The sequence below is a fragment of the Natronobacterium haloterrestre genome, assembly GCF_900112205.1.
In the GTDB taxonomy this organism is placed as follows: Archaea; Halobacteriota; Halobacteria; order Halobacteriales; family Natrialbaceae; genus Natronobacterium; species Natronobacterium haloterrestre.
This window is the reverse complement of sequence record NZ_FOKW01000006.1, coordinates 96,775-117,528: the sequence shown is the minus strand read 5'-3', so window position 1 is coordinate 117,528 and position 20,754 is coordinate 96,775. Positions and strand designations below refer to the sequence as shown.

The 20,754-nt window shown below is 67.2% G+C and carries 21 protein-coding genes; 9 read left to right on the top strand and 12 right to left on the bottom strand.

What is annotated here, in order from left to right; genetic code table 11:
* Positions 1-24: 24 nt before the first annotated feature.
* Positions 25-615, top strand: coding sequence for a diacylglycerol/polyprenol kinase family protein (locus tag BM113_RS12775; RefSeq protein ID WP_089788463.1), 591 nt, complete (start codon positions 25-27; stop codon positions 613-615).
* A gap of 19 nt (positions 616-634) precedes the next feature.
* Here BM113_RS12775 and BM113_RS12770 read toward each other — a convergent pair whose 3' ends face one another.
* Positions 635-1,294, bottom strand: coding sequence for a helix-turn-helix domain-containing protein (locus tag BM113_RS12770; RefSeq protein ID WP_089788462.1), 660 nt, complete (start codon positions 1,292-1,294; stop codon positions 635-637).
* 84 nt (positions 1,295-1,378) lie between these two features.
* Here BM113_RS12770 and BM113_RS12765 point away from each other — a divergent pair, with 84 nt between their 5' ends.
* Both BM113_RS12765 and BM113_RS12760 read left to right on the top strand, forming a co-directional pair.
* Positions 1,379-2,368, top strand: a complete 990-nt coding sequence (locus BM113_RS12765) for a hypothetical protein (RefSeq protein ID WP_089788461.1) — start codon at positions 1,379-1,381, stop codon at positions 2,366-2,368.
* 76 nt (positions 2,369-2,444) lie between these two features.
* Positions 2,445-4,925: a DEAD/DEAH box helicase gene (locus BM113_RS12760; RefSeq protein ID WP_089788460.1), complete on the top strand. Its 2,481-nt coding sequence runs from the start codon at positions 2,445-2,447 to the stop codon at positions 4,923-4,925.
* A 46-nt stretch (positions 4,926-4,971) separates the two neighbouring features.
* Here BM113_RS12760 and BM113_RS12755 read toward each other — a convergent pair whose 3' ends face one another.
* Together BM113_RS12755 and BM113_RS12750 are read right to left on the bottom strand one after the other, a co-directional pair.
* Positions 4,972-5,829 (bottom strand): phosphatase PAP2 family protein, encoded by an 858-nt coding sequence (locus tag BM113_RS12755; protein ID WP_089788459.1) that lies wholly within the window; start codon positions 5,827-5,829, stop codon positions 4,972-4,974.
* Positions 5,830-5,997: 168 nt separating this feature from the next.
* Positions 5,998-7,152 (bottom strand): multicopper oxidase domain-containing protein, encoded by a 1,155-nt coding sequence (locus BM113_RS12750; protein WP_089788458.1) that lies wholly within the window; start codon positions 7,150-7,152, stop codon positions 5,998-6,000.
* A gap of 148 nt (positions 7,153-7,300) precedes the next feature.
* Here BM113_RS12750 and BM113_RS12745 point away from each other — a divergent pair, with 148 nt between their 5' ends.
* The 4 genes from BM113_RS12745 to BM113_RS12730 all read left to right on the top strand — a co-directional run bounded on the left by BM113_RS12745 (position 7,301) and on the right by BM113_RS12730 (position 11,408).
* Positions 7,301-8,119 carry a type 1 glutamine amidotransferase gene (locus tag BM113_RS12745; protein ID WP_089788457.1) on the top strand — a complete coding sequence of 273 codons (819 nt, stop codon included), beginning with the start codon at positions 7,301-7,303 and terminating at the stop codon, positions 8,117-8,119.
* A gap of 189 nt (positions 8,120-8,308) precedes the next feature.
* Positions 8,309-9,454, top strand: a complete 1,146-nt coding sequence (locus BM113_RS12740; RefSeq protein ID WP_089788456.1) for an ABC transporter ATP-binding protein — start codon at positions 8,309-8,311, stop codon at positions 9,452-9,454.
* Between the two features lie 10 nt (positions 9,455-9,464).
* Positions 9,465-10,424: a carbohydrate ABC transporter permease gene (locus BM113_RS12735; RefSeq protein ID WP_089788455.1), complete on the top strand. Its 960-nt coding sequence runs from the start codon at positions 9,465-9,467 to the stop codon at positions 10,422-10,424.
* 6 nt (positions 10,425-10,430) lie between these two features.
* Positions 10,431-11,408: a carbohydrate ABC transporter permease gene (locus BM113_RS12730; RefSeq protein ID WP_089788454.1), complete on the top strand. Its 978-nt coding sequence runs from the start codon at positions 10,431-10,433 to the stop codon at positions 11,406-11,408.
* Positions 11,409-11,432: 24 nt separating this feature from the next.
* On the opposite strand, the gene BM113_RS12725 is transcribed toward BM113_RS12730, so the two are convergent.
* From BM113_RS12725 to BM113_RS12700, 6 genes are all read right to left on the bottom strand, one after another.
* Positions 11,433-11,834, bottom strand: coding sequence for a hypothetical protein (locus BM113_RS12725; RefSeq protein ID WP_089788453.1), 402 nt, complete (start codon positions 11,832-11,834; stop codon positions 11,433-11,435).
* Between the two features lies 1 nt (position 11,835).
* A complete protein-coding gene (locus BM113_RS12720; RefSeq protein ID WP_394327718.1) occupies positions 11,836-13,104 on the bottom strand; it encodes an ABC transporter substrate-binding protein in 1,269 nt (422 codons plus the stop codon).
* 179 nt (positions 13,105-13,283) lie between these two features.
* Entirely contained in the window at positions 13,284-13,730 is a 447-nt protein-coding gene (locus tag BM113_RS12715) for a hypothetical protein (RefSeq protein WP_089788451.1), read from the bottom strand.
* A 106-nt stretch (positions 13,731-13,836) separates the two neighbouring features.
* The gene (thrC, locus tag BM113_RS12710; protein ID WP_089788450.1) at positions 13,837-15,114 is read right to left on the bottom strand and encodes a threonine synthase; all 1,278 of its coding nucleotides are present in this window, start codon (positions 15,112-15,114) and stop codon (positions 13,837-13,839) included.
* A gap of 47 nt (positions 15,115-15,161) precedes the next feature.
* Entirely contained in the window at positions 15,162-15,581 is a 420-nt protein-coding gene (locus BM113_RS12705; RefSeq protein WP_089788449.1) for a helix-turn-helix domain-containing protein, read from the bottom strand.
* Between the two features lie 51 nt (positions 15,582-15,632).
* Positions 15,633-15,884 (bottom strand): DUF8001 family protein, encoded by a 252-nt coding sequence (locus BM113_RS12700; protein ID WP_089788448.1) that lies wholly within the window; start codon positions 15,882-15,884, stop codon positions 15,633-15,635.
* Positions 15,885-16,014: 130 nt separating this feature from the next.
* Between BM113_RS12700 and BM113_RS12695 the strand changes: the two genes are divergently transcribed.
* Both BM113_RS12695 and BM113_RS12690 read left to right on the top strand, forming a co-directional pair.
* Entirely contained in the window at positions 16,015-16,485 is a 471-nt protein-coding gene (locus BM113_RS12695) for a histidine kinase (protein WP_089788447.1), read from the top strand.
* A gap of 515 nt (positions 16,486-17,000) precedes the next feature.
* Positions 17,001-17,501, top strand: a complete 501-nt coding sequence (locus BM113_RS12690; protein WP_089788446.1) for a hypothetical protein — start codon at positions 17,001-17,003, stop codon at positions 17,499-17,501.
* 67 nt (positions 17,502-17,568) lie between these two features.
* Here the strand turns inward: BM113_RS12690 and BM113_RS12685 are convergent, their stop codons facing one another.
* Genes BM113_RS12685 through BM113_RS12675 form a run of 3 tightly spaced genes read right to left on the bottom strand, consistent with a single transcriptional unit; the run spans position 17,569 to position 20,707 of the window.
* Complete coding sequence (locus BM113_RS12685; protein WP_089788445.1) at positions 17,569-18,699, bottom strand: [LysW]-lysine hydrolase; 1,131 nt, start codon at positions 18,697-18,699, stop codon at positions 17,569-17,571.
* Entirely contained in the window at positions 18,696-19,844 is a 1,149-nt protein-coding gene (locus BM113_RS12680; RefSeq protein WP_089788444.1) for an aspartate aminotransferase family protein, read from the bottom strand. The genes BM113_RS12685 and BM113_RS12680 overlap by 4 nt, the downstream gene beginning before the upstream one ends.
* The gene (locus tag BM113_RS12675; RefSeq protein ID WP_089788443.1) at positions 19,841-20,707 is read right to left on the bottom strand and encodes an acetylglutamate/acetylaminoadipate kinase; all 867 of its coding nucleotides are present in this window, start codon (positions 20,705-20,707) and stop codon (positions 19,841-19,843) included. The genes BM113_RS12680 and BM113_RS12675 overlap by 4 nt, the downstream gene beginning before the upstream one ends.
* Positions 20,708-20,754 lie beyond the last annotated feature (47 nt).

Genomic DNA, 20,754 nt, shown 5'->3' with positions numbered 1-20,754 from the left:
TCGCCACCTTCGACGGGAGACGTGATGGCCGACGAACTGAAGCGTCGTCTCGTCCACGCCAGCGGGTCGGGACTGGTCGCGCTCTATCTGCTCGCCGACTACCTCGAGGCGGGGCTCACCTGGGACCGGTTTCGGCTCCTGATGGTCGTCCTCGCCGTCGGTGCGCTGGCCCTCGAGTTCGTCCGGCTCCGCGTGGGGCTGGACTGGTGGATCTACGAGAAGCTGACCCGGGAGTACGAACAGGAGAAGGTCGCCGGCTACGGGCTCTACATGATCAGCATGACCGTCGTCGTCCTCCTGTTCGACCCTCCGATCGCCTTGCCGGCGATGTTGATGCTCTCGCTCGGCGACCCGATCAGCGGCGCGGTCTCGGAGAACAGTCTCAACCGGGTGAAGGGGCCGAAGGTGCTGGTCACGATGTTCGTCGTCTCGGCGCTGCTCGCCGTCCCGTTCCTGCGGGAGTACCCGCTCGCCGTCGTCGCGGCGGCGCTCGGCGCGACCGTCGCCGACGGGATCACCCACGAGATCCGGGGGTACATCGTCGACGACAACCTGACGATCCCGATCTACGCCGCGGTTCTCGCCCGACTGACGCTCGAGTTCGTGGCGACTTGACGATTGCAGCGGACTGATTCTACCGGGTGGCCGGCGATTCGAGTATCCCTTCGATCGCCCGTGCCTCCCCGCGCCGGAGGAGGGCCGACGCCGTCGAGACGGCACAGCTGAGTTCCGCCGCGACCGACTCGATGCCGTTCCGGCGTGGAACCTCGTAGTAGCCGAGTTCCCGGGCGGCCTCGAGCGCCTCCCGCTGGCGGGCCGAGACACCGCCGCCCGGGGCTCGAGCGGAGAGGTCGTCCCCAACTCGTTCGACGACGAGGGAGACCCCCGGCGGCGTCTCCTCGAGGACGATCCGGAGGTCGTCCGGATGTCCCACGAGCGTCAGTTCCATCGTTCGGTCGGCGCAAACCTCGATCGGCGGAACGACGACCACGGTCTCCTGTGCGAGCGCGTTCAGTAGCGACGTTCCCTCCGGACCGAGTTCCTGCCGGAGATAGAGGAAGAACCCGTCCTCCGCCGGAGTGACGGCGTACTCGAGCACGCCGTCGCGGTCCTCGAGCAGCGCCTCGTAGGCCGCCGGCTCGCCGACGACGAAGGAGGTGATCGTCTCGACACCCTCGACCGCGTGTCCGCCGAGGATGACCTCCCGCTCGAGGTCGGGATCCGTACAGATCCCTTCGTGGAGGGGCGACAGCGCCTCCGGATCGTACTGGAGTTGGATACGGGCGGCTTTCACGTCCCCGGCGTTATCCGTCCGTACACTTAAAGACACGATAGGGTTCGGGATCAGGACGATCCCGCTCGACGGTCAACGAACGGTATGGATCTGCCGACGCCGTCAGGATCGTATCGCCGTCTCGTGTTCGGTGTGGCCGCCGTCGCAGTCGGAGCCGGCTACCTCCGGTACCGACGGGGAACGCGAGGGGACGCCGGACACGAATCGACCCGAACGCCCGAGACCTCGACGGGGGCCGTCATCACCGAGCGCCACGCGACTGCGGCCCTCGTTCGACGGCGGGTCGATCCCGACCAGCTCGAGTCGGTCCGCGAGCGCGCAGCGAGTCTCGCCGACGACGGTCCGGAGAGCCTCCTGGGCCTCGAGGGCGCGAGTACGGCGTCGCTGTTTCTCGATACGGAGGAGACACCGGAACTCGTCTGGTACGTCGAACTCCCGCGGTCCGTGATCGACGACCGGGACGACCCCGACCGGACGGATCTGCGGGCGAAACTCGAGGCGGAGTTTCCCGTTTCGCTCGCCGACGAGGAGCGTGCCACCGCGCCGGACGAACGGTCGGTCGAACTCGAACTGCTCGTCCACGCCGCCCATCCCGAACGGCCCCGGACCGCGGCGAACGGGGCCGACGGCCCCCTCGTCGTCGCCGGGTCGGACGACCGGTGCGACCGGGACGTCGAACTGGTTCGCATATCGCTGAAATCCGGACTCCCGGAGCGGCTGGCGGATCGATTCGCCGGAATCACCCGCCGAGTCGAAGCCGGCGAACTCGAGCTGGGGCCGCTCGAGACCTGGAGCGCCGAGATGCTCGAGGCCGAGGAGATGTACACCGAGTCGATCTTCCTGGAACGGCGTGCCGACGGCTACGACCTCCTCCAGTACATGGAGACCGAGGACATGGACGGCGTGTACGAGGCCTACTACGACACGTGGAACCCGGTCGCTCGACTCTCCGAACTGGTGGTCGGACGGGTCCTCGAGGAACCCGATCGGGTCCTGTCCCTGCCGCTGGGGTCGGAGAGGGAACTGCTCGCTCACGCGGTCGCCCCGGACCGGCCGCGACGGCCGGCGGAGTAGCGACGAAACGAGGGCCGGTTTCACTTTCGCCGCGGTACGAGAACCCTTAACCGCGACGCCGGTGAACCACCGGGCAATGTCACGGACGGACGAGGGAACGCCGTCGATCGAACACCCGTTGCTCGAGCCCGACTTCCTCGAGCGCCGACTCTACCAGCTGAAGCTCGCGGGGACGGCGGCCGACCACCACACGCTCGTCTGTCTCCCCACGGGGCTGGGGAAGACGACCGTGAGCCTCCTGGTGACCGCACGCCGGCTCGAGGAGGTCGGCGGGAAGTCCCTGATGCTCGCCCCGACGAAACCGCTCGTCCAGCAGCACGCGACATTCTACCGGGAAGCGCTGCAGATACCCGACGAGGAGATCGTCGTCTTCACCGGCGACGTCAGCCCGGACGACCGCGCCGCGACCTGGGAGGAGGCGACGGTCGTGATGGCGACCCCGCAGGTCATCGAGAACGACCTGGTCGGGAGCCGGATCTCGCTCGCCGACGTCACCCACCTGACGTTCGACGAGTGTCACCGCGCGACCGGCGACTACGCGTACAACTACATCGCCGAGCGCTACCACGCCGACGCGACCGATCCCCTGGTGACCGGGATGTCGGCCTCGCCGGGCGGCGACGAGGAGGCCATCCTCGAGGTCTGTGAGAACCTCGGCATCGAGGAGGTCGAAGTGATGACCGAGGAGGACGCCGACGTCTCGGAGTTTACCCACGAGACCGACGTAGAGTGGGAGCGGATCGACCTCCCCGAGGAGGTCCTCGAGATCCGCGACGCCCTCAACGAGGTGATCAAAGAACGCCTCGAGAAGCTCAAGGAACTCGGCGTCGCGAGTTCGACCCAGCCCGACCAGTCCCAGAAGGAACTGAACGCGATGCGGGCCGAACTCCAGAAACTGATCAACAACGACCAGTCCGAGGGGTTCGAGGGGATGTCCATCCACGCGGAGGTGATGAAGCTCCGCCAGGCGGTCACCCTCGTCGAGACCCAGAGCGTCGAGGCGGTCCGGCGGTACTTCGAGCGCCAGCGCAACCAGGCCCAGTCCTCGGGCGCGTCGAAGGCAAGCCAGCGGCTGGTCTCGGACCCCCGCGTGCGGGAGGCGATGCGCAAGGCGGAGGACTTCGACCAACTGCACCCCAAGTACCGCAAGACGCGGATGCTGCTCGCGGAGACGCTGGGCCTCGAGGACGGCGAACGGGTGATCGTCTTCACCGAGTCCCGCGACACCGCGGAGGCCCTGACGGAGTTCCTCTCGGAGAGCTTCGAGGCCAAGCGGTTCGTCGGCCAGGGCGACCGCGAGGGCAGCGACGGGATGACCCAGACGGAACAGCAGGAGGTCCTGGACGACTTCCGGGCGGGCGAGTTCGAGGTGCTGGTCTCGACGTCGGTCGCCGAGGAGGGCCTGGACGTGCCGGAGGTCGACCTCGTGCTGTTCTACGAACCCGTTCCCACGGCGATCCGGTCGATCCAGCGCAAGGGTCGAACCGGCCGCCAGTCCGAGGGCCGGGTCGTCGTCCTCATGGCCGAAGACACCCGCGACGAGGCCTACTTCTGGATCTCCCGCCGTCGCGAGAAGGAGATGGAGTCGGAACTGCGCGAGTTGAAGGGGATGACCGACGACCTCGAGGAGGAACTGGACGATTCCCAGCGGGCGCTGACGGAGTTCGAGAGCGAAGCGGAAGTGAAATCCGAAGGCGGTGACCCCGACGCTGTCACCGGATCTTCCAGCGGAAGCGAAGGGGTTGGCGAGCGGCCCGGGTTACAGGAGTTCACCGGGAAGGGGGAGGGCAACGGCGACGATGACGACGGAACCGAGAGGGCTGACTCGAGCGACGACGGACCCGAACCCGGGGAACCGGACCGCGAGGTCGAGACCCACGAGCCGTCCGCCGACGGCGAGGGGATCGAGATCGTCGCCGATCAGCGGGAGATGGACGCAAACATCGCCCGGGACCTCTCGAAGCGCGAGGAGATCGACGTCCGCCTCGAGACCCTCGAGGTCGGCGACTACGTGTGTTCGGATCGGGTCGTCGTCGAGCGCAAGTCCGTCGCCGACTTCGTCGACTCGCTGGTCGGCGGCGACCGATCGATGTTCGAGCAGGTCGGCGCGATGGCCCGTCACTACTCCCGCCCCATCGTGATCGTCGAGGGCGAAGGGCTGTACGAGCAGCGGGACGTCCACCCCAACGCCGTCCGCGGCGCGCTCTCGAGTCTGGCGGTCGACTTCGACGCGAGCGTGCTACGGACCGAAGGCGAGGACGAGACGACCGAACTGCTCGCGGTGATCGCGGGCCGGGAACAGGAGACGGCCGACCGCGAGGTATCGGTCCACGGCGAGAAGCAGTCGAAGACGCTGGCCGAACAGCAGGAGTACGTCGTCTCCTCGATCGCCGAGATCGGTCCCGTCACCGCGCGGTCGCTGCTCGAGGAGTTCGGCACCGTCGAGGGGATGATGATCGCGAGCGAGGAAGAGCTACAGGAGGCCGACGGGGTCGGCCAGGTCACGGCCGAGCGGATCCGGGAGGTCGTCGGGAGCGAGTACACGGGCTCGAACTGAGTGATCGCCACACCCGATCCGGGCGGCGATGAGCACCTCAGGCGGCTCAGTCGTCTGTTTCGGACGTGATCGCGACCGGACCGTCATCGGACGCGGTCGGCGGGTCGCCACCCTCAGCGCGGTCGACGATTCTCGAGGCGGCAACAGCGCTCCCGATGCCGAGCGCGACCCCGGCCACGACGTCGAACAGCCAGTGGATGCCCAGGACCATCGTCGAGAGGACGACGCTGCTCGCCACGAACGTGGCGATCGAGGACCATCGGGGATAGGTCCCGTGGGTCCGCCAGGCGAACAGCAGGACGACGACCGACAGCGAGGTGTGAAGCGACGGGAAAACGTTCGTCTTCGCCGACACGGCTGCGGTGACCTCCTGGGTCTGTGGATACAGGTCGTAGAGCACCCCGTCGACACGCGCCGGAATCCAGTTGCGCGGGCCGTACGCGACGAACAGAGTGTAACAGACCGCCCCGAGCGAGTAGTTGAGCAGGTAGGCGACGAGCAGTTCCTTGAAACACCGCTGGGACGGCAGTGCGAACGTCAGGACGGCCGCGGTGAACAACAGGTACGAGAACCCGAACATGTAGATCCCGGAGAAGAAGCCGTACAGCGAGGGCGGGATCAGATCCTGTAGTACCGCCACGAACGCCCCTTCGACGGCGTAGATCGATTCGGTCATCCTCCAGCCGATCGCGTACGAGAGGTCCAGTCGCTCGTCGTGAGTGATCCACTTGAGCAGGAAGACGACGGCCGCGACGGCGAGATACGGAGCGGTGCTCGCGATCCGGCGATCGAACGTGTCGATCGTTCGCCGAACCTGCTCGGCCGTGAGACAGAGAAGACAGGTGGCTACCAGTCCGAGCCCGACGACGACGGCAGTAACGATCGCAACGGATGGCAGAGCCATTTCGAAGGGACCTCGCGTCGGCGAAGGGGTAGTGTGCCCTACCGTATCACGCTTTTCCGCTTAACGGTGTCGGTCAGAACGATATCGGTCAGTTCGGTCCGGATGGGCGGCGGAAGAAACGAACGGATCGGCGGCGAAGCGTCGTCCGAGATACCGCCGGTCGACTGCTCAGCCCTCGTAGCCCGCGTAGTCCATCAGGTCCGCGAAGATGTCGGAGTCCATGGCATCCCGATAGACGATGGCGTTGACCATCCCGCCGGGGTAGGAGTTGCCGTTCATAGCGTGGTCGACCTTGTGACAGTGCATCAGATAGATACCGGGTTCGGCGTCGGCCTCGAACTCGAGGGTGTGTCGCTCCGCGGGGGCGACGTTCGTGACGTCCTGTTCGTACTGGGCCGCCTCGGGGATCTGTCCGCCGTCCTTCTCGACTAGCCGGAACCGGTGGTTGTGCGTGTGCATCGGGTGGGACATGTAGCCGGCGTTGACCACGTGGAGCCGCACGGTATCGCCCTGATCGACGATGATCGGCGACCCCTCCTCGGGGTGGATCGTCCGCGGGAGGCTCTTCCCGTTGATCGTGAACACGTCCGGGTTACGGTTGCGGGGGCTGTAGTCGAGGTCTTCACCCGCGAACTGTCGGTTGACCCTCGAGTCCCAGTCCTTGACGGTGAAGAAGTACTCCTTGTCGGCCGGCTCGTACCCCTTCGGATCGACGCGGAAGATGCCGTACATCCCCATGTCGATGTGGCGGTGAGTCTGGTAGTGGCAGTGATAGAGGTGGGTGCCGGGGACGTTCGCGGGAATCTCGTACGTGTGTTTCTCGCCGGGTTCGACCGTGATGCCGGTCGTCGTCGGGACGCCGTCGTTCTCCCAGGTCTTTTTCGCGCCGTGGAAGTGCAGCGTGTGCGGGTGATCGTTGTCGGTGTTGTCGAGCGTGACCTCGATGTCGTTGCCTTCCGTGGTCCGGATGATCGGTCCCGGAACGCTGGGCTCGCCGTCGTCGGCCTGGAACGCCCATACCCGGGGCAGTTCCACTGGGCCACCCATCGAGTCCATCGGATGGGCGGCGTGGCGAGCAGTCACCGAGCGCAGCGTGACGCTCCCGCCGCGTTCGTCGACGTCGACGACTTCGGGCGATTTCGTCCACGGGAGCCCCGAGCCGTCGTCCTCCGGGTCGGACGCCGCGGGCTGGGAGTCAGTCTGTGCGGGGGAGCTACTACCCTGTGTAGTACAGCCGGCCAGTGCCGCCGTTCCGAGGCCGGTCGCAGCGAGGAAGTCACGTCGCGAGAAGTCGAAGCCAGGAGCACCAATACGATCTTTCATACGAGTGGTCGTATGAAAGTCCGACGTATAACGGGCCCAGCAATTCTCGAGTCCCGGGAAGCGCGGCAAACACGTTCGCCTGGAGTACAAAAAGGACGACGCCGGCGTCCCCGAAGGCCTATTTCCGTCCAGAACACAGGAAGGCCTAATGGATCGACTCCGCATTGCCGTCCTGAACGCGGCACACCGGGACGAGAACACGACGCGAAACTTCCGGCGCGAACTCGACGCTTCCCTCTCCGAGTTCGACGTCACCGAGGGTGAGATCCCCACCGACTACGACTACGACGGCGCGGTCGTCACGGGCTCGCGTTCGTCCGTCTACTGGGACGAAGAGTGGATCGACGCCACCAAAGGCTGGGTGGCCGAAGCGATCGACCGCGGCGTTCCCTTCCTCGGCGTCTGTTGGGGTCACCAGCTGCTCGCGGACGTCCTCGGGGGTACCGTCGAGGATATGGGCACCTACGAGGTGGGCTACAGCGACATCGAACAGGTGGCCGACTCTCGGCTGTTCGACGACGTGCCCGGAGAGTTCCTCGCGTTCACCAGCCACTCCGACGCGGTCTCGGAGCTTCCACCCGGTGCAAAACCCCTCGCGGAGAACGAGTACTCGAATCACGGCTTCCGCAAGGACCGCGCCTTCGGCGTCCAGTTCCACCCCGAGTACGACTCGAAGACAGCCCGGGAACTGGTCCACCGGAAGGAACTCTCCGACGAGCGCCTCGAGTCCATCCTCGAAGAGATCACCGCCGAGAACTATCGGCGTGCCTGTCCCGCGAAACTCGTTTTCGACAACTTCCTCGAGTACGTCCGCGAGGTCCGGGCGGCCGACGCTTCCGCGGAGGCCACCCCCGAGGCCGAGAGTGCCGCCGGCATCGAGACCGGGAGCGGGAGCGGGGGCACGAGCGGGACCGGCGCTGGCGGCCGCGGCGCGGAAGCCGAACCCGAAACCGGACAGACCAACTGACGACTCGATTTTCCCTTGCCGCCGACGGTGATCGATCGCAACCGATCGAACTCATCTGGCGGCTTGCCCTCCACTAATCACCCATTTCGACCGCGCTAAACACCGATTCACGTATCAACGAGCCTGACGATGTAACCGGGATTAATGGGCGAATCCACCGTACGTCAGCAGGTCATGACATCTATCACCATGGACGGTGTTAGCAAATACTTCGACGGGGGTGAGACCGTCGCGAACTATCGACTGAACCTCGAGGTCGACGACGGCGAGTTCCTCGTCATTCTGGGGCCGTCCGGCTGTGGCAAGACGACGGCACTGCGGCTCGTCGCCGGCCTGGAGGAGCCCTCGGAGGGGGACATCTACTTCGACGACGAGCGGGTCAACCGGTGGTCGCCGAGCGAGCGCAACGTGGCGATGGTGTTCCAGAACTACGCGCTGTACCCCCACATGAGCGTCCGGGAGAACATCGCCTATCCGCTGAAAGTACGAGGGATCCCGCCCGACGAACGGGATCGGCGGATCGAGGAGGTGACGGAACTGCTTCACATCGAGGGCCAGATCGGGAAGCGCCCGGCCGCGCTGAGCGGCGGGCAGCGACAGCGGGTGGCCCTCGCGCGGGCGATCGTCCGGGAGCCGTCCGTCTTCCTCCTCGACGAGCCGCTGTCGAACCTGGACGCGAAGCTCCGCCAGGAGATGCGCAGCGAGCTGAAACGCCTCCAGGACGAGCTTGGGATCACGACCATCTACGTCACCCACAACCAGGAGGAGGCGATGAGCATGGCCGACACCGTCGTCGTCATGAACCGCGGGACGATCCAGCAGATTTCGCCCCCCGAGGAACTGTACTCCCGGCCGCGGACGGAGTGGGTGGCCCGTTTCATCGGCTCGCCGCCGATGAACCTGTTCGAGGGAGAACGGCGGAACGGCTCGATCGCCATCGGCGAGGCCGGTACCGTCGACCTCGAGAGCGTGGCGGGGGTTCGGGGGATCGACGCTACGTCCACGTCCACATCCACGTCCGCGTCCGCGTCCGCATCGCTCTCCGACGACCTCTCCCTGGGCGTCCGCCCCGAGGACCTCTTCCTCTCGAGCGAGCGGCCCACCTCGGGGAACGCGCTCGAGGGGACGGTCGATACGGTCGAACCATTGGGCGAGTACACGCTCGTCAACGTGGCCGTCGACGACCGGCTCGTGAAGGTGAAGGTCGGCGACGCGGACGTCACGCGGGGCGAAGAGGTCTGGCTGACGTTCGACGACGAGGACGCCTATCTATACGACGAGAACGGCGAGCTAGTGACGCAAGCGCCCAGTCCGCAGCCGACGGAGGGCCGATAGTCGCACGATCATGAGCTTACGGGACTACGTCGACGCGCTCGACGCGGACGCAACCCCCGGACTGAGCGTGGAGATCGACCGCGAGAAGGCCGTCGCCCTCGCGGTGTTTCTGATTCCGGGAATGACTCTGTTCGGCATCTTCTCCGTCGGGCCGATCGTCTACTCGGCGGTAGGGAGCTTCTTCTCGTGGGACGCGTTCTCGATGCAGCAGTTCACTGGCCTCGAGAACTGGATTCGGACGTTCAGGGATCCGCTGATCATCAACTGGGAGAACCTCAGACGCTGGCGGTTCCCGATGGGTGCGCTGGCGCAGAACCTCCTGTGGGTGGTGCTCCACGTCCCGATCAGCACCGTTCTCGGGCTCGCGATGGCGCTGCTGTTCGCCGATCTCCGGGGCCGGCGGATCCTTCGATCGATGGTCTTTCTGGGGTTTACCGTGCCGACGATCGTGATCGGGCTGGTCCTGCTTTTCATCTACGATCCCCAGGCCGGGGTCTTCAACGAACTGCTCCGCGTGATCGGCATGGAACACCAGGTCCGCAACTGGACGCAGTCCCCGCAGGTGGCGATCTACGCGCTCATCGCCGGCGGAATCTGGGTCCAGACCGGGTTCAACATGCTGCTGTACAGTTCGGCGCTGGCCGCGATCGACCCCTCGCTGATCGAGTCCGCGAAGATCGACGGCGCGGGACCCTACCGCCGGTTCAGGGACATCATCTGGCCGCTGGTCAGGCCCGTCACCGCGGTCGTCGTCATCATGGGCATCATCTGGGTGCTCCGGGTGTTCGACATCGTCTACGCGGCCGGCGGCTCCGCGGGGGGACCGAACCACGCCTACTCCGTGCTCGGGATCGAGGTGTACCGGGCCGCGTTCGAACCGCCGATCGACTACGGGAAGGCGATGGTGGTGGCGCTCGTCCAGCTGGTGATCGTCGCCCCCCTCGCCGCGTACATCGCCCGTATGGGCTGATCAGACATGAGTGACAGCGACGACCCATTCGAACCGAGGCGACCCGGAACCGATCCCGAACGGGAGAGCGACGGACGCGGCTACCTGTCGGTCGACGAGATCCCCGAAACCGCACCCGCCAGGGAACTGGACTGGGCGACGCGGCTCGCCAACGCGACCCCGTCGCTTCCACGGCTACTCAAGTACGCCATCGCGATCACGGTCGCGGTCCTCTGGATCGTCCCCTTCCTCGGACTCTTTATGGCCTCGCTGCGCCCGCTCAACGAGATCATCCAGGGGTGGTGGCACCTCGAGGGGATGACGCTCACCCTCGAGAACTACCAGCAGGCCTGGACCTACCGGACGGCACCGATGCGCCGGGCCCTGATCAATACCCTGATCGTCACCGTCCCCGCGGTGCTCGTCGTCATGTTGCTCGGCGCGATGGCGGCCTACCCCTTCGCGCGGTTCGAGTTCCCGCTGAAGACGACGCTTTTCTTCCTGATCCTGCTCGTGATGGCGGCGCCGCCGGAACTGGTCGCGATGGGCAACTACAACACGCTCCGCGAGGTCGGGCTGTTCGACACGTACATGGGGCTGATACTGGTCCACATCGGCTGGGGGTTGGGCTGGGTCGTCCTCTTCCTGCGGAACTACCTGCTGGGGATCCCGAAGGAACTCGAGGAGGCCGCCCGCATCGACGGCGCGTCGCGGTACCAGATCTTCCGGACGATCATCCTGCCGCTGTCGACGCCGGCGCTCGTCTCAGTCGCCGTGATCCAGTTCACCTGGGTCTGGAACGCTTTTTTCTTCCCGCTCGTGTTCATGCGCTCGCCCGAACTCTACCTCGCGCCGCAGGTGCTCCCCCTGATGCGCGGGCGCATCCAGGTCGAGTGGGGGCTGGTCGCCGCCGGTTCGGTGATGACGATGATCGTTCCCGTTCTCCTGTTCCTGACCCTCGAGCGGTACTACAAGCAGGGGATGGTCGCCGCCGTCACTGACTGACGTGACGGTGGCGACGACGGCGGTTCACAGCGGCAACAGCCCTGCCTCCGTCGCGGCCGCCGTCGCCGCGATCGCCGCGAGGTTCACCAGGAAGAACGCCCGCGAGGACTTCCAGGCGAAATAGAGGAAGGTTACGAGCGGCAGCGCCGCGATCATCGCCGGTCGGGTCCCCCGCACCGCCAGCGTGGCGAGAAACGCCGTCGTGAACACGTACAGGACGTCCACGACGGCGGCGCTCGCGTTGCGCCGGCGGAACTCCTCGAGGAGGACGAGCGGCGATCTGGCGCCGTCGCTCCCGTCGAACCCGTTGGTTCCATTGGTTCCGTTGGTTCCGGCGGTCCCGGCGGTTCCGGCCGTATCGGCGGTTCCGGCCGTATCGGCGGTCTCGGCGTTCCGATCGCTTTCGCCGGCACCGAGTTCGCTCACGTCACAGCCCGCCCCCGTCCGCCACGGATTCCTGCAGGAGGTCGGCGAGCGAGTCGACCAGCGAGGTGACGTCTTGGTCCGGACGTGCCCAGAGGCCGGTCAGCGACGCCCAGAACTCCGACTGGAACGGATCGCCCACCGTGTCGTCGAGGTCGGGAACGAGATCCACCTCGTCGGCCCGGTCCGCGAGGTCGCCCATGATCTCCACGTCGTATGCCTCGTCCGGCACCTGCGCGTTCGAGGCGATGAAGCCCCCCCGTTCGGCCCAGACCTGCTGGCCCTCGGCGGAGACGAACGTCTCGACTGCCGTTCGCGCCGCCTCGACGTTCTCCGAGTACTGTGGCACCGTAAACCAGTTCTCGGCGGCGACCATCGCCTCCGCACCAGGGATCATGAAGTAGCCGAGGTCGTCCGGATCCTGGATCGCCTCGAACGCCGGCGTCCACGACCCCATGAAGTAAAGCGGCGTCTCGTTCTCCCAGAAGAACTCGTACTGGACGCCGAAGTCCCGCACCTCGCTGAAGTAGCCCGCCTGGAGGAGGTCCTGTATTTCCTCGAAGGCGGCGACGACACGCTCGTCGGTAAACTGGGTATCGCCGTCGACGAGTCCCCGCTGGAGTTGTCCCCCGTTCTCCTGTCGGATGATGAACCCCTCCGTCACGTCGCTCAGGGGCCAGCCGTCCCCGTTTCCGGACGCGATCGGAGCCTCGACGCCCGAAACCCCGTCGATCTCCTCGAGCAGGTCGAGGAATTCGTCGTAATCCTCGGGCTCCTCGAGACCGTTGTCCTCGAAGAACGACTGGCGGTACCAGAACCCCGGCTTGAGGTCCATCTTGAACGGCGCCGCGTATATTTCGCCGTCGGCGCTCACCTGATCCGCGTCGGTCGCGAACTCGTCGGGGTCCCAGACGTCCCCCATCGCTGCCAGGTGGCCACGCTCCGCGTCGGACTGGATCCGGGCCGGCGACGGCATCACGACGATGTCGGCGGTTGCGACTCCGGCCTCGTAATCCATCAGCGTTCCCGTCAGAATGGCTTCCGTGTCCCGCGGCTGATACGTGATGTCGATCCCCGTCTGGTCCTCGACGTAATCGACGACGGCGAGGAAGTCCTCCTCCTCGCCGCCGGTCCAGACGCCGGTTACGGTAAGCGCTTCCTGTGCGGCCGCCGATCCCGCGACGCCGATCCCCACTCCCGCGAGTCCGACGGCTCCGCCACCCATTCCTCGTAGCACGGTACGCCGATCGAACTGACCGTTAGGTTCGGTCATACGGGATGCTATGACCGATCCTAAACTTAATCATTTTTCACAATAATCCTGTAATGGCGGATTTCGAGACAATCATCGGTTCCGAGATCAGAGGCGGTCGGCCGCCCATCGCGTCGGTCGAACGGGCGGCCAGCGTACGGGCCGGCTACGCGAGTAGGGCGGCGCTACGACTGTCGGCGTCAGCGACGCCAGCGCTCGAGGAGACGGCCCAGGAGGCCCGGGTCGCGGTCGCGATCGCGGTCGCGGTTGCTGTCGCCGTCATGGTCACGGGTGCCGGCCCCCTCGAGGGCCTCGGTTCGGTCCTCGAGCAGCCGCTCGTACTGCGTAATGACGGATCGCCGACGGCGCTCGCTGGTCGTCAGCGCGCGCTCGAGCGCCGTCACGCGGGACTGGAGTCGAGCGCGTTCGATACGGGTCGAGAGGTCGGTATCGTCGGGTGATCGGGACCGCGGGGACCGCGAGGACGCCTCCGGTGACCGGAACCGGTACTCGTACTCGTGTTCGCCGTCCCTGACGTCGGGTTCATCACTGGAGTCGGGGTCAGTCGTCGCCTCTCGAGTCACGTCGTCGGGTCGGGGCTCCCGACGGTGGTAGCGGGTCGTGGGGGGTCGTTGCTCGGCGGACATGGGCCGAATGGCGGTATACGACTCTCGGCAAAAAGGTTCAGTCAGCCGACCGTCAGACGCGGCGGTCGAGAGTGCTCGCTTCGAGGCGCGCGAGGACGCCGTCGCTCTACTGCTCCGACGAATTCCTGCCCTCGAGGTGTGCGAGAATGCCCCCGGTGTCGGCCGGCACGGGTTCGGGCTCGTTCCCCGCGGCCGCCGCCGCGTCTGGGTCCTTGAGCAGGTGGCCCGTGGTCAGGCAGGCGACTCGCTCGTCGTCGGCGACGATCCCCGCCGCACGCAGCTTCCGGAGGCCGGCGACCGACGCCGCGGAGGCCGGTTCGACGCCGATGCCCTCCGCCGCGAGGTCGCGCTGGGCCTCGGTGATCTCGTCGTCCGAGACCGCGATCGCGGTGCCGCCGGTCTCGCGGATGCCGGGCAGCGCCTTCGGCGCGTTCACGGGGTTGCCGATCCGGATCGCAGTCGCCCGGGTCTCGACCTCCTCCCAGCGGCGGACTTCGTCGGCCCCGTTCTCGACCGCCTCGACCATCGGCGCCGCGCCCTCGGCCTGGACGCCGGTCAGTTTCGGCACCTCGCGCTCCTCGACCGCGCCCGCCTGGACGAGTTCGCGGAACGCCTTGTACAGCGCCGCGGTGTTGCCCGCGTTGCCGACCGGCAGGACGATCCGGTCCGGGAAGGCCCCGTAGTCGTCGCGGAACCCTTCGAGGATCTCGAGGCCGATCGTCTTCTGGCCCTCGAGTCGGAACGGGTTCAGCGAATTCAGCAGGTAGGCCTCCCCGCGCTCGGCGAGTTCCCGGACGATATCGAGACAGGCGTCGAAGTTACCGTCGACCTCGAGGATGCGCGCGTCGTGGAGCGCGGCCTGGCCGACCTTCCCGGCGGCGACCTTCCCCGCGGGCAGGAGGACGAGCGTCTCCATGCCGCCCCGCGAGCCGTAGGCCGCCAGCGCGGCGCTCGTATTGCCGGTAGAGGCACAGGCGAGCCGCCCGACGCCCAGTTCTCGTGCGACGGCGACGCCGACGGTCATCCCGCGGTCCTTGAACGACCCCGTCGGGTTCATCCCCTCGTGTTTGATCCGCAGCGCCTCGACCCCGACGTCGGCTTCGAGTCGGGGGACCTCGTACAGCGGCGTCGCCCCCTCCTGGGTCGTGACGCCCTCGGAGAGCGGGAGGGCGTCGGCGTAGCGCCAGACGCCGCGTCCCGAGAAGTCCTCGAACGTGGGGAGGTCGGCATAGCGTACCTCGAGCAGTCCGTCGCACTCGTCGCAGGTGTAGCGGACGTCCTCGAACGGCGCGAAGGTGTCGCCGCAGGCGATACACTCGAGCCAGACGCCGTCGTCCGCGACGCCGGGTACGGTCGGCCGGTCGGCCGAGAGGCTGAGACTCATTGTCGTCCGAGAGGTAAGCGAGCGGGAAAAAGTGAGCGGATGCGGCGTTACTCCCGGGGGTCGGATCGGACCCCCGGTCTCGGTCGCTCCCGGTCGGCGTCGAACTCGTCGATCACGCCGTGGACCGACCGCGTCCACGCGTTCAGCGCCTCGTGGAGCATCTCCTTGGCGTCCGGGAGTTCGACCGCGGTGTACTGGTAAACGTAGCCGCCGCCCTCGAGCAGTCGCCGGTCGCGCTCGACGAGTCCACGGTCCTGCAGCGTCGACAGCGACCGGTTGATCGTACTCCGGTCCCGGTCGAGGACCGTCGCGAGTTCGTCGATCGTACTCCCGGGCCGCTCACAGAGCGCGAGGTAAGTCCGCGTTTCGTGATCCTCGATCCCGAACACACAGCTCATTACCTTCTCGAACGGCGGGTCCGAATCCTCGAGGAGTTCGCCGAGTCGGTGTTGCGGGTCCGTCGCCATACGCTCCGTACGAACGCAGGTATGAAAGAACCCCACACACTGTCCGCGCCGTTACTCCTGCTCCGAGGGATCCTTGACGTAGCCGTTTTTCCGGATACAGCGGCGCATCTCCCGTTCGCTCTCGTGGCGGTGGAGCCGCGTCGGCGTGTCGCAGTAGTAGACGGAGCCGTCGTACCGAAGCGTCACCTCGTGTTCCTCGCCGAGCATCGTCGTCGTGATCACGACCCGCCGACCGTCCTCGATCGCCTCGAGGATCGCGTCGGCCACGAGTTCGCCGGCCGAGATCCGTACGGTGTCCGCCATGGGTATGGCTGTGTGTCTCGGTCCCAAAGAACCCCACGTCGCCGATCCCCCCATCGTCCCGTTCGGCGGCCGTGTACGAGCGACGCCAGACCGGGATACCGCTACTACACCCCCTGTGCTATAGATCCACATGGCACAAGAAGCCGAACGACCGACCGTAGAACGAACGTCGACCGCACTCCCGCCCTGGCAAGCCGGCACCGTCGGCGGCATCGTCGGGGCGATCGTCTTCGGGGCGCTGATGGCGCTGCAGACGCCCGGCGTCCTCGAGATGGCGATCCCTTCGATGTACGGCCTGGAGGGTGGACTCGCCGGGATGGTCATCCACGTTTCCCACGGTGCCGTCCTCGGCGTCGTCTTCGCAGCGCTGCTGGTGGGAACCGGCCGACGGGACCTCCGTCCCGGCAGGGCCACCGTCGCCGGCCTCGCGTACGGAATCGCCGTCTGGGCAGTCCTGGCCGTCGTCGTGATGCCGATCTGGCTCTCGGCGGTCGGGTTCGAGATGGGACCGTCCGTGCCAAACGTGGCACTCGAGAGCCTCGTCGGGCACGCTGCCTACGGGATCATTCTCGGTCTGGCGTACGCGGGGCTGGCGCGATAGGTCGGCTGCTTTCCGTCGGCTCCCCGGGGTTCCCCAACCCCGCGTTCCCATTCGGCTCCCACGGACTGCGCCGGCCCGGGGCCTACAGCAGGTAAAGCACGACCAGCGCCGCCGGCCCGAGCAGCATGATGAGGACGCCGATCACCACCCTGAACTCCATACTCGTTTCGTCGATCCTCGTCGTCGACCTATAACTGATACCGATAGTTCAGAAAAAGAACCGTTTCGGACCGGGAGTCAACAGCCGGTTGAGGGGAGAAATACGGCATTTATGCCGGAGAGAGCGCTCGAGCAGCGGGTGTCCCGCACCCAGAACACCACTGGCTCGGTCCGGGCGAGTCGCGACGTCGATCCCCGGACCGGGCCGCGGAGTCGACACTGCAGTTGCCCACTCGCTGCTCTCGGAAGCCCACCCGTCTCGACAGGACGGCAGGGCCGCATGCCCGCTCAGTTATCGTTCCCAGAATCCGATAATTGTTGTAATAAATACAACCGCTTGCTCGCCACCTCGTCGTATGGGGACCGAAACAGAGGTCGACGCGACCGGCGAGACCGAACCGGACGTACCGAACCGCAGCATCATCACCTACGCACACTGGCCACAGGCAGCTGTCGTCGGCGGAGTCGCCGGCCTTACCCGGCCGCTGCTCAACGCGGCAGGCCTGGGCTCGTCCGCGGGGGTCCTCGCGGCGCTGCCGGAGTTTCAGCTGTGGTGGGTGATCCACATCGGGTACAGCATCGTCTTCGGTGCCGGCTTCGGCGCGCTCGTCTACCACGAGCGGCTCCGCTCGGCAGCGGAATCGATCCCGATCGGGACCGTCCTCGGGTTCGGCTACGGCGTCGCGCTGTGGGTCGGCAACGTCGTCGTCGTCTGGAACTTCCTGCTGGTCGAGTACGCGTTCACGACCGCAGAACCGATCGACTTCCTCGCCGTCGATCCGATCGTGGATCACCTCCTGTTCGGTGCCTTGCTCGGGCTCGGCTACGCGCTCGTCGTCGGGCGCCTGATGGACTAGAGCCCGACCCGAACTCGAGGGGCCGCGGCCGCACCGAGGCAGAGTTCGAGAACCCGTGCCGCCCCGGTCAGTCGTCCCCGTTTCCGGCGAGCGTCGTCGCGACGCGCTCGAGGACGGCCACCGACCGGTCGAACTCCGCGAGCGAGAGCCGTTCGTCCGGCGCGTGATCCAGGTCGGAGTTGCCGGGGCCGTAGGTCGCCATCGGGCAATCCCACGCGCCGGCATAGAGGTTCATGTCGCTGGTGCCGGTCTTGCGCAGGAGCCGGGGATCCTCGCCTTCCTTCCGGATCGCCGCGCGGAACGCACGGGCCACCTCGGTCCGGGGACTTTCCATCACCGGCGGGATCGGTTCGGCCCAGGAGACGGTGCCGATCTCGAGTTCCGCCTCGGCCGTCTCGCGGACCGTCTCGACGTCCATCGAGGGGGGCACCCGGAGCTGTGCCTCGAGGGTCGCCTCCACGGAGAGCCCGTCGTCGCTGATGCCGCCGTCGATGGCGACGGGTTTGGCGGTCACCTGTTCGAAGACGGGGACGTCCCCGCCGTCCGTGTCCGGATCGGAGTCCGGATCGAACGCCTCCTCGACGCTCGTCCACCACTCCGTCGCGTGCTGGATCGCGTTCGGCTCCGGACGGGAGGTATGGCCCGACTCGCTCGAGGCGACGTACGTGCCGACCAGAAAGCCGCGGTAGCCGAGCGTGATCCCGTCGGTCCCGCTCGGTTCGCCGTTGACGACCGCGTCCGGTTCCTCGCGGTCGACGACCAGGTGGCGGGCTCCCCGGGAATTCGTCTCCTCGCCGACGACGCCGACGAACGAGACGCCCGTTCGGACCGCCGCGGCGGCCATCGCCGCGAGCGGCCCCGTGGCGTCGACGCTCCCGCGACCCCAGAGGACGTCCTCGCCCTCATCCTCGGCCACGTCGGCCTCGAGGTCCTCGGCGTCGGCCGGCTGGACCTCGACCGGGACCTGACCGGGGACGGTGTCGACGTGGGACGTCAGCAACACGGCGTCGTCAGCGGGCGCGCGAACGTTGCCCACCTCGTCGATCCACGCCTCGCGACCGTGGGCCGAGAAGAACTCGACCAGCCGGTCGGCCGCCTCCGACTCCTCGCCGGAGGGCGATGGGATCGAGACGAGATCGATCAGGAGGTTGCGCGCCTCCTCGAGGGGGACGTCCGCGGTGTCGACGCTCGCGCTCATGACTGGGCCCTGGCGTCCGGCGTCAGCACGTCGCCAAGCGCGGCGACGACCGCGTCGGCGTGGCTCTCCTCGAGGACCAGCGGCGGGAGCAGGCGGACGACGCTGCGACCCGCCGGCAGCGCGAGCACCCCGTGCTCGAGCGCGAGGTCACGCAGGACGCGGTTTGCCCCGCGTTTCACCTCGACGCCGAGCATCAGTCCCTCGCCGCGGACGTCGCGGATGGGGGCGTCGAGCGCCGCGAGTTCGTCCTGCAGGTAGCTCCCGACCTCGGCGGCGTTGCCCGGCAGGTCCTCCTCGACGACGACCTCGAGGGTGGCGTTCGCGGCGGCGGCGACGACCGGATTGCCCGAGAACGTCGAGCCGTGGGGCCCCGCGTTCTCGGCGATCCAGTCGGCACAGAGCGTCGCGCCCATCGGGAGGCCGCTGGCGATCCCCTTCGCCGTCGTCAGGATGTCCGGCACGACGCCGTACCCCTCGCAGGCCCAGAGGTCGCCCGTGCGGCCGATTCCGGTCTGGATCTCGTCGAAGATCAGCGCCGTGTCGGTCGCCTCGGTGACCTCGCGGGCCGTCTCGAGGTACGACTGGGGCGCGGGATGGATCCCGCCCTCCCCCTGGATCGGCTCGAGGATGACCGCCGCGGTGTCGTCGTCGACCGCCGCGGCCAGTTCCTCCTCGTCGCCGTAGTCGACGAACTCGACGTGGTCCTCGAGCAGCGGCTCGAACGGTTTCTTGTACTTCGGTTTCCAGGTCGCCGACAGCGTGCCGGCGGTGCGGCCGTGGAAGGCCCGCTTCGCGGCGACGATCTTCGTCCCGTCGGTCGCGCTGCGGGCGAACTTCAGCGCGGCCTCGTTGGCTTCGGTACCGGAGTTGCAGAGCCAGACGTTCCCGATCCCGCCGGGGGCGAGCGCCCCCAGTTTCTCGTGGAGCGTCGTCCGCGACTCGACGGGGTACGACCCCTGGACGTACAGCAACTCGGCGGCCTGCTCCTGTACCGCCTCGACCACGTCGGGATGACAGTGGCCCGTCGGGGTACAGGCGTAGCTCGCGCCGAAGTCGAGGTACTCGGTGCCGTCCTCGGCGACGAGGGTGACCCCCTCGCCGGATTCGATGCCGATCGGCTTCTCGGAGAAGACGAACCCGCTCATTGGGCCACCTCCGTCTCAGTGGCGTCCGAATCCGCGAGCGCGCCCGACTCGAGGGTCGTGCCCCCGCCCTCGAGCGCGTCGGTGACGGGCGCGTCGGCGTTGGCCGTCGCGACCGTCACGCTCGAGGCACCGCTCTCCAGGGCCTCCTCGGCGGCCATGACCTTCTTCGTCATGAACCCCTCGGCGGCCGCTTTGATCGTCTCGAACTCCGCGGGCGTTGCGGCCGAGTCGATCTTCGTCGACTCGTCGTCGGGATCCTCGTAGATCCCCGCGACGTCCGTCAGCACGACGAGGTCGGCCTCGAGCGCGCCCGCGATCGCTGCGGCAGCGCGGTCGGCATCGGCGTTGACCGCGGTGTAGCCGCCGTCTTTCTCCCGTCCCAGCACGGGGACGGAGACGACGGGCGTGTAGCCACTCGAGAGCAGCGTCTCGAGCAGGTCCGCGTTGACCGAGTCGATCGTCCCCGAGTGGTCGCCGCGCTTGATCTTCTTCTTGCCGTCCTCTTTCACGCGGACGGCGGACTTGCGCTTGCCCTCGAGGAGTTTGCCGTCGGTTCCCGACAGTCCCACCGCGTCGACGCCCGCGTTCTGCAGGCTCTCGACGAGATCGGTGTTGAGTTTGCCCGGCATCACCATCTTGAAGACGTCCATCGTCTCCTCGTCGGTGAAGCGTCCGACGACGCCGCCGGGCGTCTCGACGTAGGTCGGTTCCTGCCCGAGGTCCTCGAGGGTCTCGTCGACGGCGGTGGAGCCGCCGTGAGTGAGGACCACCTGTTCTCCCCCTTCAACGAGGGTCGCGACGTCCGCGAGCGCCCCTTCGGGGTCGACGGCGCGTGCGCCGCCGATTTTCACCACGACGGTCACGCGAGCCACCTCCGGTGGCGAGTGTGACTAGACAAGTCGCAGTCCGC

Bases quoted from the DNA above. Each gene is read 5' to 3' on its own strand.
- BM113_RS12715 (WP_089788451.1), bottom strand. From the start codon at position 13,730: ATGTCCGCCGAGCAACGACCCCCCACGACCCGCTACCACCGTCGGGAG.
- BM113_RS12690 (WP_089788446.1), top strand. From the start codon at position 17,001: ATGGGGACCGAAACAGAGGTCGACGCGACCGGCGAGACCGAACCGGAC.
- BM113_RS12680 (WP_089788444.1), bottom strand. From the start codon at position 19,844: ATGAGCGGGTTCGTCTTCTCCGAGAAGCCGATCGGCATCGAATCCGGC.
- BM113_RS12735 (WP_089788455.1), top strand. From the start codon at position 9,465: ATGAGCTTACGGGACTACGTCGACGCGCTCGACGCGGACGCAACCCCC.
- BM113_RS12765 (WP_089788461.1), top strand. From the start codon at position 1,379: ATGGATCTGCCGACGCCGTCAGGATCGTATCGCCGTCTCGTGTTCGGT.
- BM113_RS12755 (WP_089788459.1), bottom strand. From the start codon at position 5,829: ATGGCTCTGCCATCCGTTGCGATCGTTACTGCCGTCGTCGTCGGGCTC.
- BM113_RS12720 (WP_394327718.1), bottom strand. From the start codon at position 13,104: ATGACCGAACCTAACGGTCAGTTCGATCGGCGTACCGTGCTACGAGGA.
- BM113_RS12705 (WP_089788449.1), bottom strand. From the start codon at position 15,581: ATGGCGACGGACCCGCAACACCGACTCGGCGAACTCCTCGAGGATTCG.
- BM113_RS12740 (WP_089788456.1), top strand. From the start codon at position 8,309: ATGGACGGTGTTAGCAAATACTTCGACGGGGGTGAGACCGTCGCGAAC.
- BM113_RS12760 (WP_089788460.1), top strand. From the start codon at position 2,445: ATGTCACGGACGGACGAGGGAACGCCGTCGATCGAACACCCGTTGCTC.
- BM113_RS12700 (WP_089788448.1), bottom strand. From the start codon at position 15,884: ATGGCGGACACCGTACGGATCTCGGCCGGCGAACTCGTGGCCGACGCG.
- BM113_RS12685 (WP_089788445.1), bottom strand. From the start codon at position 18,699: ATGAGCGCGAGCGTCGACACCGCGGACGTCCCCCTCGAGGAGGCGCGC.
- BM113_RS12775 (WP_089788463.1), top strand. From the start codon at position 25: ATGGCCGACGAACTGAAGCGTCGTCTCGTCCACGCCAGCGGGTCGGGA.
- BM113_RS12745 (WP_089788457.1), top strand. From the start codon at position 7,301: ATGGATCGACTCCGCATTGCCGTCCTGAACGCGGCACACCGGGACGAG.
- BM113_RS12750 (WP_089788458.1), bottom strand. From the start codon at position 7,152: ATGAAAGATCGTATTGGTGCTCCTGGCTTCGACTTCTCGCGACGTGAC.
- thrC (WP_089788450.1), bottom strand. From the start codon at position 15,114: ATGAGTCTCAGCCTCTCGGCCGACCGGCCGACCGTACCCGGCGTCGCG.
- BM113_RS12730 (WP_089788454.1), top strand. From the start codon at position 10,431: ATGAGTGACAGCGACGACCCATTCGAACCGAGGCGACCCGGAACCGAT.
- BM113_RS12695 (WP_089788447.1), top strand. From the start codon at position 16,015: ATGGCACAAGAAGCCGAACGACCGACCGTAGAACGAACGTCGACCGCA.